Annotated in this window: 14 protein-coding genes; 12 read left to right on the plus strand and 2 right to left on the minus strand. The window is 51.4% G+C overall.

Features of this window, described 5'->3' with window-relative positions:
* Positions 1-33 precede the first annotated feature (33 nt).
* A complete protein-coding gene (locus Q9L42_RS13705; protein ID WP_349431251.1) occupies positions 34-540 on the plus strand; it encodes a GTP-binding protein in 507 nt (168 codons plus the stop codon).
* A gap of 372 nt (positions 541-912) precedes the next feature.
* Here Q9L42_RS13705 and Q9L42_RS13710 read toward each other — a convergent pair whose 3' ends face one another.
* Together Q9L42_RS13710 and Q9L42_RS13715 are read right to left on the minus strand one after the other, a co-directional pair.
* Entirely contained in the window at positions 913-1,344 is a 432-nt protein-coding gene (locus Q9L42_RS13710) for a hypothetical protein (RefSeq protein ID WP_305907842.1), read from the minus strand.
* A 208-nt stretch (positions 1,345-1,552) separates the two neighbouring features.
* Positions 1,553-1,981, minus strand: coding sequence for a hypothetical protein (locus Q9L42_RS13715; RefSeq protein ID WP_305907841.1), 429 nt, complete (start codon positions 1,979-1,981; stop codon positions 1,553-1,555).
* A 292-nt stretch (positions 1,982-2,273) separates the two neighbouring features.
* On the opposite strand from Q9L42_RS13715, the gene Q9L42_RS13720 reads away from it, so the two are divergent.
* From Q9L42_RS13720 to Q9L42_RS13770, 11 genes are all read left to right on the plus strand, one after another.
* Positions 2,274-2,771 (plus strand): helix-turn-helix domain-containing protein, encoded by a 498-nt coding sequence (locus Q9L42_RS13720; RefSeq protein WP_349431252.1) that lies wholly within the window; start codon positions 2,274-2,276, stop codon positions 2,769-2,771.
* Positions 2,752-3,009: a hypothetical protein gene (locus Q9L42_RS13725; protein WP_305910319.1), complete on the plus strand. Its 258-nt coding sequence runs from the start codon at positions 2,752-2,754 to the stop codon at positions 3,007-3,009. The genes Q9L42_RS13720 and Q9L42_RS13725 overlap by 20 nt, the downstream gene beginning before the upstream one ends.
* Positions 2,946-3,503 carry a transposase gene (locus tag Q9L42_RS13730; protein ID WP_305907840.1) on the plus strand — a complete coding sequence of 186 codons (558 nt, stop codon included), beginning with the start codon at positions 2,946-2,948 and terminating at the stop codon, positions 3,501-3,503. Before Q9L42_RS13725 ends, Q9L42_RS13730 begins: the two co-directional genes overlap by 64 nt.
* A 257-nt stretch (positions 3,504-3,760) precedes the next feature.
* Positions 3,761-4,414, plus strand: coding sequence for a potassium channel family protein (locus tag Q9L42_RS13735; protein WP_305907839.1), 654 nt, complete (start codon positions 3,761-3,763; stop codon positions 4,412-4,414).
* 4 nt (positions 4,415-4,418) lie between these two features.
* Positions 4,419-5,789, plus strand: coding sequence for a TrkH family potassium uptake protein (locus Q9L42_RS13740; protein WP_349431253.1), 1,371 nt, complete (start codon positions 4,419-4,421; stop codon positions 5,787-5,789).
* Positions 5,790-6,653: 864 nt separating this feature from the next.
* Positions 6,654-8,015: a Trk system potassium transporter TrkA gene (gene trkA / locus Q9L42_RS13745; protein WP_305907836.1), complete on the plus strand. Its 1,362-nt coding sequence runs from the start codon at positions 6,654-6,656 to the stop codon at positions 8,013-8,015.
* Between the two features lie 20 nt (positions 8,016-8,035).
* Positions 8,036-9,490 carry a TrkH family potassium uptake protein gene (locus Q9L42_RS13750; protein ID WP_305907835.1) on the plus strand — a complete coding sequence of 485 codons (1,455 nt, stop codon included), beginning with the start codon at positions 8,036-8,038 and terminating at the stop codon, positions 9,488-9,490.
* 335 nt (positions 9,491-9,825) lie between these two features.
* Entirely contained in the window at positions 9,826-10,086 is a 261-nt protein-coding gene (locus Q9L42_RS13755; protein ID WP_305907834.1) for a hypothetical protein, read from the plus strand.
* Positions 10,087-10,355: 269 nt separating this feature from the next.
* Complete coding sequence (locus Q9L42_RS13760; RefSeq protein ID WP_349431254.1) at positions 10,356-12,695, plus strand: alpha/beta hydrolase; 2,340 nt, start codon at positions 10,356-10,358, stop codon at positions 12,693-12,695.
* Positions 12,692-13,840, plus strand: coding sequence for a thiolase family protein (locus Q9L42_RS13765; RefSeq protein ID WP_305907830.1), 1,149 nt, complete (start codon positions 12,692-12,694; stop codon positions 13,838-13,840). Before Q9L42_RS13760 ends, Q9L42_RS13765 begins: the two co-directional genes overlap by 4 nt.
* Complete coding sequence (locus tag Q9L42_RS13770) at positions 13,830-16,142, plus strand: 3-hydroxyacyl-CoA dehydrogenase/enoyl-CoA hydratase family protein (protein WP_305907829.1); 2,313 nt, start codon at positions 13,830-13,832, stop codon at positions 16,140-16,142. Before Q9L42_RS13765 ends, Q9L42_RS13770 begins: the two co-directional genes overlap by 11 nt.
* Positions 16,143-16,177: the final 35 nt, after the last annotated feature.

Here is a 16,177-nt window from a genome sequence, read left to right on the forward strand (position 1 = left end):
GAAACTTCAGGACATTAATAAAGGACCATAAAAATGGATAAACAAATTCTGAGAGTCGGTATAGGCGGCCCGGTCGGGTCAGGCAAGACTGCACTGGTCGATGCCTTGTGCAAAGAAATGAGCCAGGATTATCAAATCGGCGTCGTGACCAACGATATATACACGCGAGAAGATCAACAGTTCCTGATTCGCAGCCAGGCCTTGCCCGAGGAACGTATCTTGGGCGTCGAAACCGGCGGTGACAACTTGAGTGCGACCTTTAGCCCGGAATTGGCCGATTTGACTATTTATGTCATAGATGTGTCTGCCGGCGACAAGATTCCCCGCAAGGGCGGGCCGGGCATCACCCGTTCCGATTTGCTGGTGATCAACAAAATCGACTTGGCGCCTTATGTCGGCGCTTCACTTGATGTGATGGATAGCGATGCCCGTAAGATGCGAGGAGGGCATCCCTTTGTTTTTACAAATCTTAAAACCGCGGAGGGCTTGAATAAGGTAGTCGGTTTTATCGTTCAGCGAGGCCTGTTGAACGTGACTTGACCGGAGGCGTCTAAAAACAGTCGCATGATGGCCGAGTTCTTCAAATTCCGACCGCGTTTCTGAGGCAGAGGCGGGCGCACTCGATGCCGGCCGCTTGATTCACATACTACGAGCTCCCGGAAGATTTGTAATTCAAACAAAGCCGATTGGCTAAAATTCGAGCCGCCAAACAGGCAATTCGCCTACAATGGGAAAATCAGTGTCGATGCCGATCATCAAATCATCGTAGGCCAACACCTCAGTCAGCACGCCAACGACAAGCTGGAGGTTGGGCCGGCCCTTCAAGATCTGCAAGACAACGCTGGGCAACTACTGCCCGAGCAAATCAGTGCGGACAATGGCTATCACCCTTTTTAGTTAATCCGCAGTTACTTAAGAAGTATCGGTATCAAGCTTACTAACCTCTAAGTTGAGTTGTTTATTTTTTCCAGAAACGTCACTAAGCTTCGAGCTTCGCTCGCGTCGCTGAATCGGCGTCGTATGTTTCAGCATGGTGCAGAGGCGGGCGCGCTCGATGCCGGCCGCTTGATACACATATCTGATCGCGCGGACTTCATGGGCATAAATAAAATCGCCGTTGGGGGATTCGATGGCTTCCGGCGTCAAACGAAAACCTCGCCACGGCTTGCCCAAGCAATCGAGGCGACCGCTCATCAGTTCCAAACACGCTTGCACGGACTTAGGCGGACGCTGTTTTTTCCAATTATGGACGGTTCTTTCGGTCACTTCAAAAAAAGCCGCCAGTTCTTTTTCATCTCGAAAACCGGCGTCGATGAGCAACCAGTGAAAATGGGCTTGATTCATCGGCATCTCCTGAAAACACGATTGATATTCGATATCGGCCGGGCAATTCCTTTTTTTATGATGTTAGGGACTTTTGAGGGGGGATCGCGATGATTTTGTCAGTCTATAGCTACATTCCATCGACTCAGCGTCGCGTTATGCTTAGTAACAACCAAAGGATTCGTGATTGGCGCCATCCTTGGTGGCTCAACGGTTTGACGGGATTGTGTCAATTTCGCGTCTTATGTTTGCATGGATGCGCTGTGTCCGTGACGACGGTCAGCGCCGGTTTTTCCGCTTTCCGGCAACGGTTGCGCCGACGGATCGGGGTCGTATACTTCAGCATGGTACAAAGCCGAGCGCGATCGATGTCGGCCGCCAGGTAGACATAGGCGATCGCGCGGACTTCATGGGCATAAATGAAATCGCCGTTGGGGGATTCGATGGCTTCCGGCGTCAACCGGAAGCCTCGCCAGGGTTTACCTAGGCAATCGAGTTTGCCGCTCATCAGTTCCAGACAGGCCCGTACCGGTTTCGGCAACCGATGCTTTTGCCAATTGCGCACGGTTCTTTCGGTGACCTCGAAGAAGTCGGCCAGTTCTTTTTCCGTGTGGAAACCGGCATCGATCATCAGCCAATGGAATTCGGACAGGGTCATCACGTCCACCTAACAGGCGCGCAACCCGATGGCCGGTTGATGCGTTGGCCAGGGGATCGGGAAAATAGACCATAAAAGCCACCGGAAAATAGGATGACGCATGCGGTAACGATTGCGACGGCGGCGAGTTTTGTAATTTGACATAATATACATTATGCGAACATATTGATTATTTATCAAAGCCTCATTACCCTAGAAATTCTTTACGATATTTTTATGAATTGACCTCCTAGTACAATAAACTTGAAATATATTGGATAATACAACGATTTGAAACCAATAAAATAATCCCTTGGCACGCCCACTCCTCCCACTGACATTGAGCTCTGAACAGCAGAGCATTTTGGAAACCATTGTTCGAAGTCGCGAAGCGCCACACAGTCTGGTGCAACGTGCTCAAATCGTGTTATTGGCCCACGTCGGCAACACCAATAAATCGATCGCTCAAAACCTGGGGCTCTGTGAAGAAACGGTCGGGTTTTGGCGAAAGCGTTGGTTAGGCGACAGTATTGAGTTGGAAAAATATGCCGACCAATCAAAAAAGTTGCGCGAGGCGATCAGTCACGTGTTGGCCGACAAACCACGCGCTGGCTGCCCCGGCGTCTTTACTGCGGAGCAGATTTGCCAGTTATTGGCGCTCGCTTGTGAAACGCCTCCCGAGCATCTCAGTCATTGGACGCAACCGGCACTCGTCCGAACCGCTATTGATAGGGGGATTGTAGACACCATTTCGCTCAGCAGTATCGGGCGTTTTTTAAAATCAGGGGGATTTGAAACCGCATCGCACTAAATATTGGCTCAACCACAAAGCCGAAGATGAAGCGACCTTTCGACAAGAAGTGAGAGACGTTTGCAAGCTCTACCATCAAGCTCAAGAGCTACACGAATCCGGTGTACATGTGATCAGTGTGGACGAGAAAACCGGTATTCAGGCGCTGGAACGGATTCATCCGGATCACCCCCGATGTCCAAAGGAAAACTGGAATTACACGAATTTGAGTACAAACGGCATGGCACACAAACCCTGATAGCCAATTTTGAAGTAGCGACCGGAAAAATCCTGTGTCCAACGTTGGGCGACACCCGAACAGAAAACGATTTTGTGGCCCATATCCAGGCGACCGTCGCTACTGACCCCACGGCAAAATGGGTATTTATTGCCGACCAACTGAATACGCATAAATCCGCTTCATTGGTGAAATGTGTGGCAGAACTCTGCGGCATCGAAGCCCCGCTGGGCGAGAAAGGACAATCCGGCATTTTAGAGAACATGGCGTCGCGCGCGGACTTTTTACAATGCACCGAGCACCGTATCCGTTTTGTTTATACACCAAAACATTGTTCATGGCTGAACCAAGTCGAGATTTGGTTCGGCATTTTAAGCCGTCGCTTACTCAAACGCGGAAGTTTCCCTTCGATTAAGGCTCTGAATCAAAGAATTCAGGCGTTCATTGCATTTTTTAATGAAACATTGGCAAAACCGTTTCGATGGACCTATATTGGTAAGCCTCTACTTGTCTAAATTATCGAAGGTATTTCAGAAGGCGAGTACTAGGCTTCAATTGCGGAAACTTTTTGATTTTTAATTTGCATAGGTTGTTTGCTCTTGTGAAAATATGCATTTTGATTTGATCGCGAATAACGCGTGTTACCATAAAATAGCTAAAAACAAGCATTCCTGGTAGCGCCGGTTGGAACGCGAACCGTTGTTTTGAATAATTTGTGAATCCGCGCCTCGTTTCACGAATGGAAGATTTTGGATTGATTTGAGGAAAAGAAATGGCTCAGTACGCAATCATTGGTTTGGGGAGCTTCGGCATCACGCTGGCCTTGCAATTGGCGAAGATGGGAAATGAGGTCATCGGGATCGATAACGACAGGAAGGTGGTCGAAAGCGTCGCCAGCTCGCTCTCTCACGCGGTGATCGCCGACGCGACCGACGAAGTCGCGTTGGAGGAATTGAGCCTGGCCTATTACGATGCCGTGGTCGTCGCGATCGGCGAGGACATGAAGGCCAGTCTGATTTGCGTCGTCCATTTAAAAAACTTAGGTCTCCAAAACATTTGGGTGAAAGCGACGACCGACGAGCACCATCTCATTTTAAAGAGTCTGGGGGTCAGCCGCATCATTCACCCGGAAGAGGAAATGGGCGTCAGGACGGCGCGAACACTTTATTATCCGATGATAAGGGAGTACATGTCTTTGGGCGACAGACAATACGTGGTCGAAATCCCCGCCATCGAAAAACTGTCGGGGACGGTGCTTTCCGATTTATTGTCCGAAGTGACTGGGCATGTCTTTTGTCTGTTGATCAAGCGGCGAGAGAAACTCTATCCGTCCCCGCACGAGCAATTCGTCATCGAACAAGGCGACATGTTGGTGCTAGCGGGAGACCGACTGTCATTGACCAAGCTGGTGCCGAGACTCGTATAATTCGATGACAATCATGTTCTCTTTGCGGCGTCGATTCAAATTAGCTCGAATTCATCTGTCCAATACCGTTTTGAAAGCCAGTCCTCCCGCGATTCTAATTGCCGGTTATCTGGGTCTGATCGTCACCGGCACGTTATTGCTCAAACTTCAGATTGCGACCCCTAAAGCGATCGGCTGGCTTGATGCCCTATTTACCGCAACATCGGCCGTCACGGTGACCGGCCTGGTCGTGCTCGATACCGGCGCCGACTTCACTGTATTCGGACAAATTGTCATTGCCCTACTGATTCAGGCCGGCGGTTTGGGATTCATGACGTTTTCGATTCTGACCGCGATGAGCATGGGCAAGCGCATCGGCATCAAACATCAATTGCTGGCGCTCGAGGCGCTAAACCAGACCAGTCTCAGTAAAATCTGGGAAGTGGCCTTTGCGGTGTTTTATTTCGCCTTCTCCATAGAAGCGGCCGGCATCGTATTGCTGACCCTGTTATGGAGCACCGATCACGGCTGGAGCCAGGCACTGTATGAGGCCTTTTTTTATACGATCTCGGCCTTCAATAATGCCGGTTTCGCGTTATCGGCGGACAGTTTGACGCGCTATGCGTTCAATCTGCCGGTCAACCTGGTTGTCAGCGCGTTGTTCATTATCGGCGGGCTCGGCTTCGTCGTGTTGCTGGATCTTTGGCAAATCCGGGGCTGGAAGAAACTCCAGATCTACAGCAAAGCAATGATCGGCAGCACCGTAATCATCAATCTGTTAGCTTGGTTGCTGGTCTGGCTGTTTGAGCGGAACAATCCCGGCACGATTGGCAGCCTTCCACTGGCCGATCAATTGACCGCCGCTTGGTTTCAGGCGGTGACGCCGCGCACGGCCGGTTTCAATGCCTTGCCGGTCGAAGCGTTGAGCGATTCGACGACCCTAATGACGCTGTTGTTGATGTTTATCGGCGGCGGCTCCCTGAGCACCGCAAGCGGCATCAAATTAGGCACGTTCATCGTCATTTTTATGTCGATTTACGCTTTTCTGGGAAGACGGGACGAAGTGACCTTGATGCATCGATCGATTTCCCAAAATACCGTCATGAAGGCTTTTGCCATCAGCGTGATTTCCCTGGCTCTTGTATTTGCCGGCACGCTGTTATTGTCGGTGTTGCAACAAGCGCCGTTGATTGACATCTTGTTCGAAGTGGTTTCCGCTCTCGGCACTGTGGGCTTGTCGAGAGGCCTGACCGGCGAGTTGTCCGTTGCCGGCCAATGGCTGATCATGGTGCTGATGTTCGTGGGTCGCTTAGGGCCCTTGACCTTTGTTTACGTAATCGCAACGCCGAGACAGCGACGCATCAAGTACCCTGGAGTCGATATTCAGGTCGGATAATTCACCAAGCTGACTTGACCCAACCCTATAGTTTTTTCTCTGAAAGGAAAGCATCTTGCGGCGCAAGACGATAAAATATCACCCCAAAAGTTAAGTCATTTATAACCAGGGCTACCTCATTAAATGAATGAGTGGCAAAACAGAATTTAACGACAAATACGCCTGAAGTAAGTTAAACGTTTAGGGTGTGTTAAATACCCCGCCTCGCGTGCATGACCAATTTTGCCCCGGTGGCGGTTTTTGGCAGCTTGCTTCGCGAAGCCGCTCACGCTGTTCAACATCCGAAGGCAAGACGGTGCTTTGCGTAGGAGCGCCGCCCTCGGCGCGAAAAGAGCCATTCGGCCCGAGGGCGGGCCTCCTCCTACGGGCAGACTTCGGCGGAGCCGCGGCGCAAGTAGCCGCATGTCGCTATGCGAAATGCAGGTCAACGTGGTCCTGAACGATTCAAACGTTTGGGGCGGGTGAAATAACCCGCCCCGCCCAGAGGGATGATGCGATATTAACCAATGTGTTGGTTCAGGTACTTTTTAATGAGGGAACCCTGCATTTATAACTATTCAGCGTAGAATTTTTTAGCCATATTCTCTATAATTGCTATTCCATGAAAGTCCAAAAAATAACAATCCTGTCTATATTATACAACTTGTATTTTCGGTTCTCGGGGAGCATCAGCGGGCTGATGTTTTGGAATTCAAAAAATACGCATGAACTCACAAATTAACGTCCATGTCTTTTAGTCTGTTAAGATTGATGCCTGCATCCCATTCTATGTTACTTTAGACGCCTTAACTAGGCTAGAGGCGGCTACTGAGCATGTCAACCGGTTTCCTATCAAAACACTATCATCCTATCACCTAACGAAAAATGAAAATTGTCATTTTAGGGGCCGGAGTGACCGGCTCATCAGTCGCCACCGCTTTGGCCAGCGAGGAAAATGATATTGTCGTGATCGATATCAGGACGCATTTGCTGGCTAATCTGAAAGAGCGCTTGGATATCGCCACGGTAACGGGCAATGCCGGACATCCAAGAATATTGGAGGAAGCCGGCGTACAAAATGCCGATATCGTCATAGCGGTCACGGATCGGGACGAAACCAATATGCTCGCCTGCCAGATCATCAACACGCTTTACAGTAAACCGAAAACCATCGCCCGTGTCAGGGCGATCGATTATCTGAAGCATCCCGAACTGTTTCGCCCCGGCGGCATTCCCATTGACATCGTGATCAGTCCCGAACAGATCGTCATGCAAGCCATTCATAATCTGATCAAGTTTCCGGGCGTCAAACATATTTCTTCCTTCGCCAATGGCATGGTCAGACTGTTCTCGATCAAGGCGGCGGCTGAAGGCTTTCTGACCGGAAGACGGATCAAAGACTTGAAAGAGCGATTGACCAGCGGAAAAATTCGTGTGGTCGCGATCTTCAGGCAAGGCTCCCCTATTCCGGTCAATGGCGAGGCCGTCATCAAGGAAGCCGACGAAGTATTCTTCGTTTCTCCCAGAGAGAAAATCCGTAAAGTGCTGACCGAACTCCATACGCTGGAAGAGCCCATCAAGAGCGTTATCATCGCCGGCGGTGGACATGTCGGCAAGCGCTTGGCGATGGCTTTGGAAAAAGAACATCAAGTCAAGGTGATCGAACAGGATATCGATCGTATCAAAAATATCGCGGTCGATCTGAAAAAAGCCACCGTTCTGCACGGAGACAGCACCGATGAAACGCTTCTGCTTGATGAAATGATCGAAAGAACCGATTTGTTTTGCGCGGTGACCAATAACGACGGCGCAAACATCATTTCGGCCGCGCTGGCAAAAAAACTGGGCGCCAAAAAAGCCATTTGCCTGCTCAATCATAGCGCCTACGTCAAATTGGTCGAAGAAACCGATATCGATGTCGTCGTGCTGCCGAATCAAGAAACGTTGGGCAGCATTCTAAAACATGTTCGCAAAGGCGATGTCGCCCGAGTCAGTTCGCTGTGTGGCGGAACCGCCGAAGCTCTGGAAGCGATCGCCCATAAAGACGGCGCGGCACGCTCCGTGGTGGGCCTGAAAGTAGAACAGATCAAACTGCCCGAGGGGGTGGTTCTTGGTTCATTGATCAGACGCGGCAAGATCATTCCTATCCATCACGACACCGTTTTCGAAGAAAACGACCACATCGTCATGTTCGTGCTCGATAAAATGCTGATTAAACACGTTGAAAGCTATTTTCAACGCCTCTGACACAAGAGCACCCTACCCTTATGCAAGCTAAAGTCGTCCTCAGAAGCATCGGCCTGTTGCTGATCTTGTTTAGTTTCACGATGTTCACGCCACTGCTGGTTTCTATCATTTTTCATGACCAAAACGAACATCTTTTTTGGCAAAGCTTTTTAATTATCCTCGTGATCGGTTTGTCGCTGTGGTTTCCACTGCGCAAAGAAAAGCATCAGCTCTACCACCGTGATGGTTTTTTAATCGTGGCCTTTTATTGGATGATTCTGGGCACCATTGGATCGGTTCCCTTTCAACTGGCCGAAACACCCAATATGAGCTTTACCGATGCGGTGTTCGAGTCGATTTCCGGATTTACCACCACAGGCGCCACGGTACTGGAAGGGTTAGACCAATTGCCGCCATCGATCCTGTTTTACCGACAACAATTGCAATGGCTGGGCGGCATGGGCGTCATCGTGTTGGCGTTGGCCGTTCTACCCATCCTCGGTATCGGCGGCATGCAGTTATATCGGGCGGAGGTGCCGGGGCCGGTCAAGGATGCGAAATTGACGCCACGCATTACCGAGACTGCCAAGGCGCTATGGGTCATTTATCTTTTTATCACTGTGGTCTGTGCAATTTGTTATCGACTCGCCGGTATGGATTGGTTCGACGCCATCGCACATTCCTTTTCGACCGTCGCCAATGGCGGTTACTCAACTCATGACGCCAGCTTCGGTTACTTCAACAACCCTGCCCTAGAGTTCATCGCGATTTTCTTCATGATGGTGTCCGGCCTCAATTTCGCCCTGCATTTCATCGCGTTGCAAAAACGATCAATTTCTTGCTACTTCAAGGACAGCGAAGCCTTCACCTACATCTCCATCTTGTTGATCTGTGGCGGCCTGGTTGGAGGGCATATCTATTTTAATGGAACCGCCGGTTTATCACTGTTCGACGCCATGCGGCACGGCATGTTCCAAACCGTTTCCTTTATGACTACGTCAGGATTTACTACCACCGAGTTTTATCTGTGGCCGGGCGTGGTGCCGGTGTTGCTGGTGTTTGCCGGATTTATCGGCGGCTGTGCGGGGTCGACAGCCGGCGGCCTGAAGGTCATCCGCGTCATCTTTCTCTATAAACAGGGAGAAAGGGAAATCAAACGCTTGATTCACCCAAACGCCTACATACCGGTCAAGGTAAATAATGAAGTGCAGGCGGAAAACATTATCGATGCAGTCTGGGGCTTCTTCTCGTTGTACGTTGTCGCCTTTGTCATTATCATGCTGTTGATGATGGAATTCGGTCTCGACCAGGTATCTGCCTTCGCCGCAGTCGCGGCTTGCATCAACAATGTAGGTCCGGGGCTTGGTGAAGTTGCCGTGAGCTTCATTACCGTTTCCGATCCGGTCAAATGGTTGGGTTGTTTCGCCATGCTGTTGGGACGACTGGAAATTTTCACTATCTTGGTTTTGCTATCGCCTCGTTACTGGCGCTATTGACATCCATTTTTGTAATTATTCAGCGGACTATTATCAAGATGAGTAGGTAATTGATTTATCGGGTCCATTGACTCTGATGTTCAGGCGTTGCAGCCATATAGCTAAGGTATTCACCCAGCGCCTAAATACCCTAGGCTATTCATTTCTTTCTTTTAGTCTTCCTGAAGCAAACAACTTAAATAGAAGTTACACATTGACGCACTACTGTCCGGTTAAAAAAAATCAGCAAAGTTCGAAGTAACTTCTCGATAACTTATGGCACGAGCCAGGGCTCCCTCATTAAATTACCTGAACCGACACATCGGTTAAGATCCCGTCATCCCACGGGCGAAGATTTGATTTGGCAAATCGACACGGTTTATTTTGATTGCCGCAACGCACGGGGCATGTTTGATGAAGGGTTATTTGCCGAAAAAGCGCCGCAACCGCAAGTCAAAATAATCGAAATCAAGCTTTCCCAGGGCGAAGCCCGACCACGGCGGCGTCTTGCCGACCTACCCCTCCCTCCCGGACATCGCCGCGATCAGAGGCGTCGAATGGATTACACCAATCCTATCCGATACGACGTCGGCATGAACGGCGGATTTATCGCCTAACGCCACGGTGTCGGATCAATTTTTGTGATTATCTGTCTAATTCAAATAATCAGAGTCTAAATGATCCTGTCAACCGCTTTTGTGTGTGTTAAATGACCTATTTTTTTAGATTCTGTCACAGTGATTAATTATGTAATTACGATTTATTGTCTGTCGTTGTGTAAGTCTGGGGCGAGGAAGACGACTTAACGATAAGCATTGTCCGTTTTTTTTTCGACCCATTGAACGGGTTTGCCTGACATCGTCAATGCAGTGAAGTGGAGGCTAACATGAAACACCCCATCTATGCCGAAGACTGGCCCGACATCGACACCGTGCTTTACAACCGCTCAGTCAAGCTGTTCAGGAACCTCAAGAACCTGCTCAAGGTTAAATTAGAACTATTTGCCGACACCCAAGTGCTGCAAGGCGATATATTTCTGTTCAATCATTTCTCTCGTTTCGAAACCTTCATACCCCAGTTTCTGATTTTCGAACAAACCGGCGCCTACAGTTGCGCGATTGCGTCCGGCGAATTTTTCAAGGAAGACACTATTCTGTCTAATTATCTCATGCAGGTCGGTGTCTTTCCTCACGATCATCCTCGCCTATTCGCCATGTTGGCGGAACAAATACTGCGCGGACGCAAGGTCATCGTTTTTCCGGAAGGGAGTATGGTCAAAGACCACCGCGTGATCGATCACAAAGGTCAATACAGTATTTTTTCTCGATCCACCGGCAAGCGGCGTAAACTTCATACCGGACCGGCAGTGTTGGGCCAAGGCGTAGAGGCCTTGAAAGCGGCCATTCGCCATGCTTTTAAAATCCATGACCAGGAGCGCTTGCAACACTGGCAAGATCAACTGAAATTCGACAGTTTAGATGTCTTGATGGCAGTGTCGCTGAAACCGACCTTGATCGTGCCGGGCAGCATCACCTTTTATCCGATCCGATCCTCGGAAAACCTGTTGTTCAAAATTGTTGAAAGATTTTCCGGCGACTTGACCGAACGGCAATCCGAGGAGCTATTGATCGAAGGCAACATACTGCTCAAAGATACCGACATGGATATACGCCTGGGCGATCCGGTCAATCCTTGTTGCGTTTGGGATTGGCGCACGCATTGGCTCATGGAAAAGTTGGCGCCGGACATCACCGATTCAAATACCGTTTTCAAATTGAACAAGCAAGCGACAAACTGGAAACAGCGATTATTGGGGTATTTTTTCATAAAAAACGCACAATGTTCGCGCAATCAATATATGGAAAAAATCTACGCCTCGGTCACGATCAACCTGAGCCATTTGGCATCGACGTTAATCATGAACTATTTGGGCGACAAACGTGACTACATCGAAAAAAGCCGTTTCTATACGGTGCTGTATATTGCCATCAAAAACCTGCAAAAAAATCCTGACATCTATCTCCACCGCAGCCTGTTGATTCCCGACGAATATGGCGATTTAGCGCATGGCGTCAATCGCCGATTCGATCATTTCATATGCGTCGCCAAGGAAGCCGGATTGATCGCCGAACAAGACGAGTGCTACCGATTTTTACCTAAACTCTGTGAGGATCACGATTTCGATCAGGTTCGCCTGGAAAACCCCATTATCGTTTACCATAACGAAGCCGCGCCGTTAAGCAGCGTGCGCGAAGCCTTGCTGACGGCAGACCGGACATACCCGCAAATCTCCCCCCTTCAACTGGCCGCCTGGCGCTTCGAGGATGAACAACTGGCGCTGGCGATCGAGCAGGAAAGCTGCAGCAAGCGGCAAAACGGGAACTTCAAGGATAGCGAAACCGCAATTGCCGATCCCTCCCCTTTTCTGATCCAGCCGAAACAAGCCAACGGCTTCGGTATTCTGTTGATTCATGGTTTGTTGGCCAGCCCGGCGGAAGTCCGGGATTATGGTCGAAAGCTCTCCTCACAAGGATATACGGTGATGGGGGTCAGACTCAAGGGACATGGTACTTCGCCTTACGCTCTGCGCGACTTGAGTTTTGAAGACTGGGATGAAAGCGTCAGGCACGGTTTTAACATCCTGAAAATTCATTGCGACAAACTCTTCATCGTCGGTTTTTCCACCGGCGGGGTACTGGGCCTGAAACTGGCGGCGAATAATCCGCCTGAATTGGCTGGCGTGGTTGCTGTAACAGTCCCGGTCAAATTCACTAACCCCGCTTTCATGCTGGTTTCCTTGCTGCATAACACCAACGCTTTGGTGCATTGGGTTTCTTCCTTCGAAGGCGTTAAACCGTTCATCGAAAACAAACCGGAGCATCCCGACATCAATTACCGCAACATCCCTGTCCGCGCTTTGTATGAATTGAGACGCCTCATTCAACATACGGAAGCATTATTAGGCGATATTGAAACACCGACGCTCTTAGTTTATGCCGACCAAGATCCGATCGTGGCGCCGGAAAGCGCGGAAATATTTTTCAACAAAATCGGAGCGAAAGATAAACAATTGCAAGCGGTCACGGCCGATCGGCACGGCATTTTAATGGAAAATTTGGGCGAAACCTGGGCCGTGATCGATGCATTCATACAAAAACAACGGCGGCGTCCATCACCAATGTCTTTAACACCCGTTACAGAACTCATCAAGGAGATTGCCTCATGAACAATGCCATTATCGCGGGTTATGCGCGCTCGCCATTCACTCCCGCGCACAAGGGCGCTCTCGCCGCCGTCAGACCGGATGAGCTGGCCGCGCAATTGGTCAAATCTTTAGTCCGGGAAAGCGGGATCGACCTCAACGACATCGAAGACCTGATTTTAGGCTGCGCCTTTCCTGAAGGTGAGCAAGGGTTGAACTTGGCCCGCCTGGTCGTGCATCTGGCGGAATTGCCCATCGGCATTGCCGGCGTAACCGTCAACCGCTTCTGCGGTTCCTCGATGCAAGCCATCCATATGGCCGCCGGCGCGATTCAGATGAATGCCGGCGACGTCTTTATCTGCGCCGGCGTCGAATCGATGAGCCGAGTGCCGATGGGGGGATTCAACACTCTGCCCCATCCCGGACTTTACCGGGACTATCCTCAGGCCTATATTGGCATGGGGGAAACTGCGGAAAACCTGGCGTTGAAATACGCCATCGCCCGCGCCGATCAAGAGGCCTTCGCATTGACCAGTCAGCAAAAAGCCCATGCGGCCGAGCAACAGAGGCTGTTCATCGATGAAATCATCCCGATCGTGACTGCGAGCGGCGAAGGTATCGAACGGGACGGTTGCTTGCGTCCGGAAACGACGCCGGAAGCCATGACCGAACTCTCTCCGGCCTTTAGCGAAAACGGCAGCGTCACGGCGGCAACCTCATCGCCCTTGACCGACGGTGCGGCGGCCGTCCTGGTTTGCAGCGAGGCGTATGCAGACGCGCACAATCTGCCTAAACTGGCGCGCATCAAGGCTGTCGCAGTTTCCGCGTGCCAGCCCGAAATCATGGGCATCGGGCCGGTCGTGGCAAGCCATAAAGCTTTGCGCCGGGCGGGATTGAGGCTCGACGACATCGACATCGTCGAATTGAATGAAGCTTTTGCCGCACAAGTCTTGGCCGTTCTTAAAGAGCTTCCTGTCGCCGCGGACAAACTGAATCTGGACGGCGGCGCGATCGCTCTGGGCCATCCTCTTGGCGCAACCGGCGCGCGCATTACGGGCAAGGCCGCCGCGTTATTGCAACGTGAACGTAAACGCTACGCCCTGGCCACTCAATGTATCGGCGGTGGTCAAGGCATTGCGACAATATTGGAGACCTGTCATGAACATTGAAAGAGTTGCCGTCATCGGCGCCGGTGTCATGGGCTCCGGCATCGCCGCGCAAGTCGCCAATGCCGGCATAGCGGTCTATTTATTGGATCTACCGGCCCAGGAAGGCTCTAATCGCAATGCCATTGCCGAAGCCGCCATCGCCAAATTACTCACAACCGAACCGCCGCCGTTGATGCTCTCGGAAAATGTGGGTTTGATCCATCCCGGAAACAACGAGGACGATTTATTCCGTCTCGCCGAGGTCGATTGGGTGATCGAGGCGGTGGTCGAAAATCCGGCCGTCAAACGCGATTTATACCGAAAGCTGGATAAGGTTTGTCGTCCCGGCACGCTCATTTCTTCGAATACCTCATCCTTGCCGTTGCATGTCTTGACTCAGGAATTGCCCGACAGCTTCAAACGCCGCTTCCTGATCACTCACTTTTTCAATCCACCGCGCTATATGCGTCTGCTGGAACTGGTTACTTCTTCGGACCTGGCGCCCGAGGCGCTTGACCGCATTCGCGTCTTCGCCGACCAAAAACTCGGTAAGGGCTGTGTATTGTGTCACGACACGCCGGGGTTCATAGCCAACCGCATCGGCACTTTCTGGATTCAAACCGCGATACGGGAAGCCATCGCCCTGAATTTAAGCGTCGAACAAAGCGATGCCGTCATGACGTTGTTTGGCATTCCCAAAACCGGCGTATTCGGATTGCTGGATCTAGTCGGTCTGGATTTAATGCCGCATATCCTGAAGAGTTTTCTACAAACCCTGCCGGCGGAAGATAAGCTGCGCGACATCGCCGCCATTCCATCGTTAATGACGGACATGATCGAACAAGGCTATACCGGCCGCAAAGGCAAGGGTGGCTTTTACCGCCTAAAACCAGGCAGCACCGATAAGATCAAAGAATCCATTGATCTCAAAAACGGAGACTATCATACCAGTGAAAAATTCCGCATCGAAGACGTCGGCGACAGTCCCGAGTCTTTACGAAAATTCTTAGCTGGCGACGGTTCGCTTAACCGTTATGCCTGGCGGGTCTGGTCCGAGACCTTGACTTATTGCGCCGAGCTGATACCCGAAATCGCCGACGATATCGTCTCCATCGACGACGCCATGCTAATGGGTTACAACTGGCGTTACGGCCCGTTTCAACTGCTGGATCGCTTCGGCGTCGATTGGTTCGCCCAGCGCTTGCGCGATGAAGGTCGCCCCGCGCCCTCGCTGCTGACGGACGGCCAGAGTTTCTACCGTTTCGACAAGCACCGGCTGCAATTCAAGCATCAACCGGGACACTATCGTCCACTGCCGATACGGCCGGGCGTGCTGTCCTTGAACGCCCTCAAACACAGCGGCGAAGCGCTGTTGCATAATGCGTCGGCCAGTCTTTGGGACATCGGCGACGGCATCGTTTGTTTCGAATTTCATAGCAAGATGAACACGCTGGATCCCGACAGCCTCACCTTGCTCAGCGAAGCAGCCGAATTGATCCGGCAGGATTTCCAAGGCCTGGTGATCTACAACGAAGGCGAAAACTTTTCCGCAGGGGCTAACCTCAAGTTATTGGCGCCCTCGCTGATGCAACAAGACTGGCAAGCGGTCGATGACATTTTGCGCCTCGGTCAGCAAAGCTATGCGGCCTTGAAATACGCCCCCTTCCCTGTCGTCGGCGCGCCGACCGGCCTGGCGCTCGGCGGCGGCTGCGAGATTCTGTTGCACTGCGATGCCATTCAGGCCCATGCCGAACTCTATGTAGGCCTGGTGGAAACCGGCGTCGGTTTGGTGCCCGGCTGGGGCGGCTGCAAGGAATTACTGCGGCGCTGGCTGGAATTTCCGAAACGCCCGGGCGGTCCGATGCCGGCGATCGCGCAATGCTTTGAGACCATCGCCCTGGCCAAGGTATCGCAATCGGCATTCGACGCCAAGAAATTTCTCTTTCTCGATCGATCCGACGGCATCACGATGAACAAGGAACGCTTGTTAGCCGACGCCAAAGCTCTCGCCTTGAGTTTAACGGAAAATTACTCGCCGCCGGAGCCTTACGAGTTTTATTTGCCCGGCGCATCGGCCCAGGCGACGTTGGATATCGCTGTGCGTAACCAGCAACAGTCCGGCAAGGCGAGCGCCTACGACGGCGTCATCGCCAGGCAGCTCGCCCATGTCCTCTGCGGCGACGATACCGACATCACCCTGCCATTGAGCGAACAGGGGCTGCTCGACCTTGAACGGGAAGCATTTTTGCATCTGGTCCAGCAGCCCGGCACTCAGGCGCGCTTGGAACATTTGCTGAAAACAGGCAAGCCCTTACGTAACTGAGGAGTAAGGACCAAGAAGCTGTCACGCTCTCCGGT

This window comes from Methylomarinum sp. Ch1-1 (assembly GCF_030717995.2).
Classification (GTDB): Bacteria; Pseudomonadota; Gammaproteobacteria; order Methylococcales; family Methylomonadaceae; genus Methylomarinum; species Methylomarinum roseum.

Coding starts and splice junctions, on each gene's coding strand:
- Q9L42_RS13705 (WP_349431251.1), top strand. CDS start 34: ATGGATAAACAAATTCTGAGAGTCGGTATAGGCGGCCCGGTCGGGTCA.
- Q9L42_RS13710 (WP_305907842.1), bottom strand. CDS start 1,344: ATGAATCAAGCCCATTTTCACTGGTTGCTCATCGACGCCGGTTTTCGA.
- Q9L42_RS13715 (WP_305907841.1), bottom strand. CDS start 1,981: ATGACCCTGTCCGAATTCCATTGGCTGATGATCGATGCCGGTTTCCAC.
- Q9L42_RS13730 (WP_305907840.1), top strand. CDS start 2,946: ATGTCCAAAGGAAAACTGGAATTACACGAATTTGAGTACAAACGGCAT.
- Q9L42_RS13735 (WP_305907839.1), top strand. CDS start 3,761: ATGGCTCAGTACGCAATCATTGGTTTGGGGAGCTTCGGCATCACGCTG.
- Q9L42_RS13740 (WP_349431253.1), top strand. CDS start 4,419: ATGACAATCATGTTCTCTTTGCGGCGTCGATTCAAATTAGCTCGAATT.
- trkA (WP_305907836.1), top strand. CDS start 6,654: ATGAAAATTGTCATTTTAGGGGCCGGAGTGACCGGCTCATCAGTCGCC.
- Q9L42_RS13750 (WP_305907835.1), top strand. CDS start 8,036: ATGCAAGCTAAAGTCGTCCTCAGAAGCATCGGCCTGTTGCTGATCTTG.
- Q9L42_RS13760 (WP_349431254.1), top strand. CDS start 10,356: ATGAAACACCCCATCTATGCCGAAGACTGGCCCGACATCGACACCGTG.
- Q9L42_RS13765 (WP_305907830.1), top strand. CDS start 12,692: ATGAACAATGCCATTATCGCGGGTTATGCGCGCTCGCCATTCACTCCC.
- Q9L42_RS13770 (WP_305907829.1), top strand. CDS start 13,830: ATGAACATTGAAAGAGTTGCCGTCATCGGCGCCGGTGTCATGGGCTCC.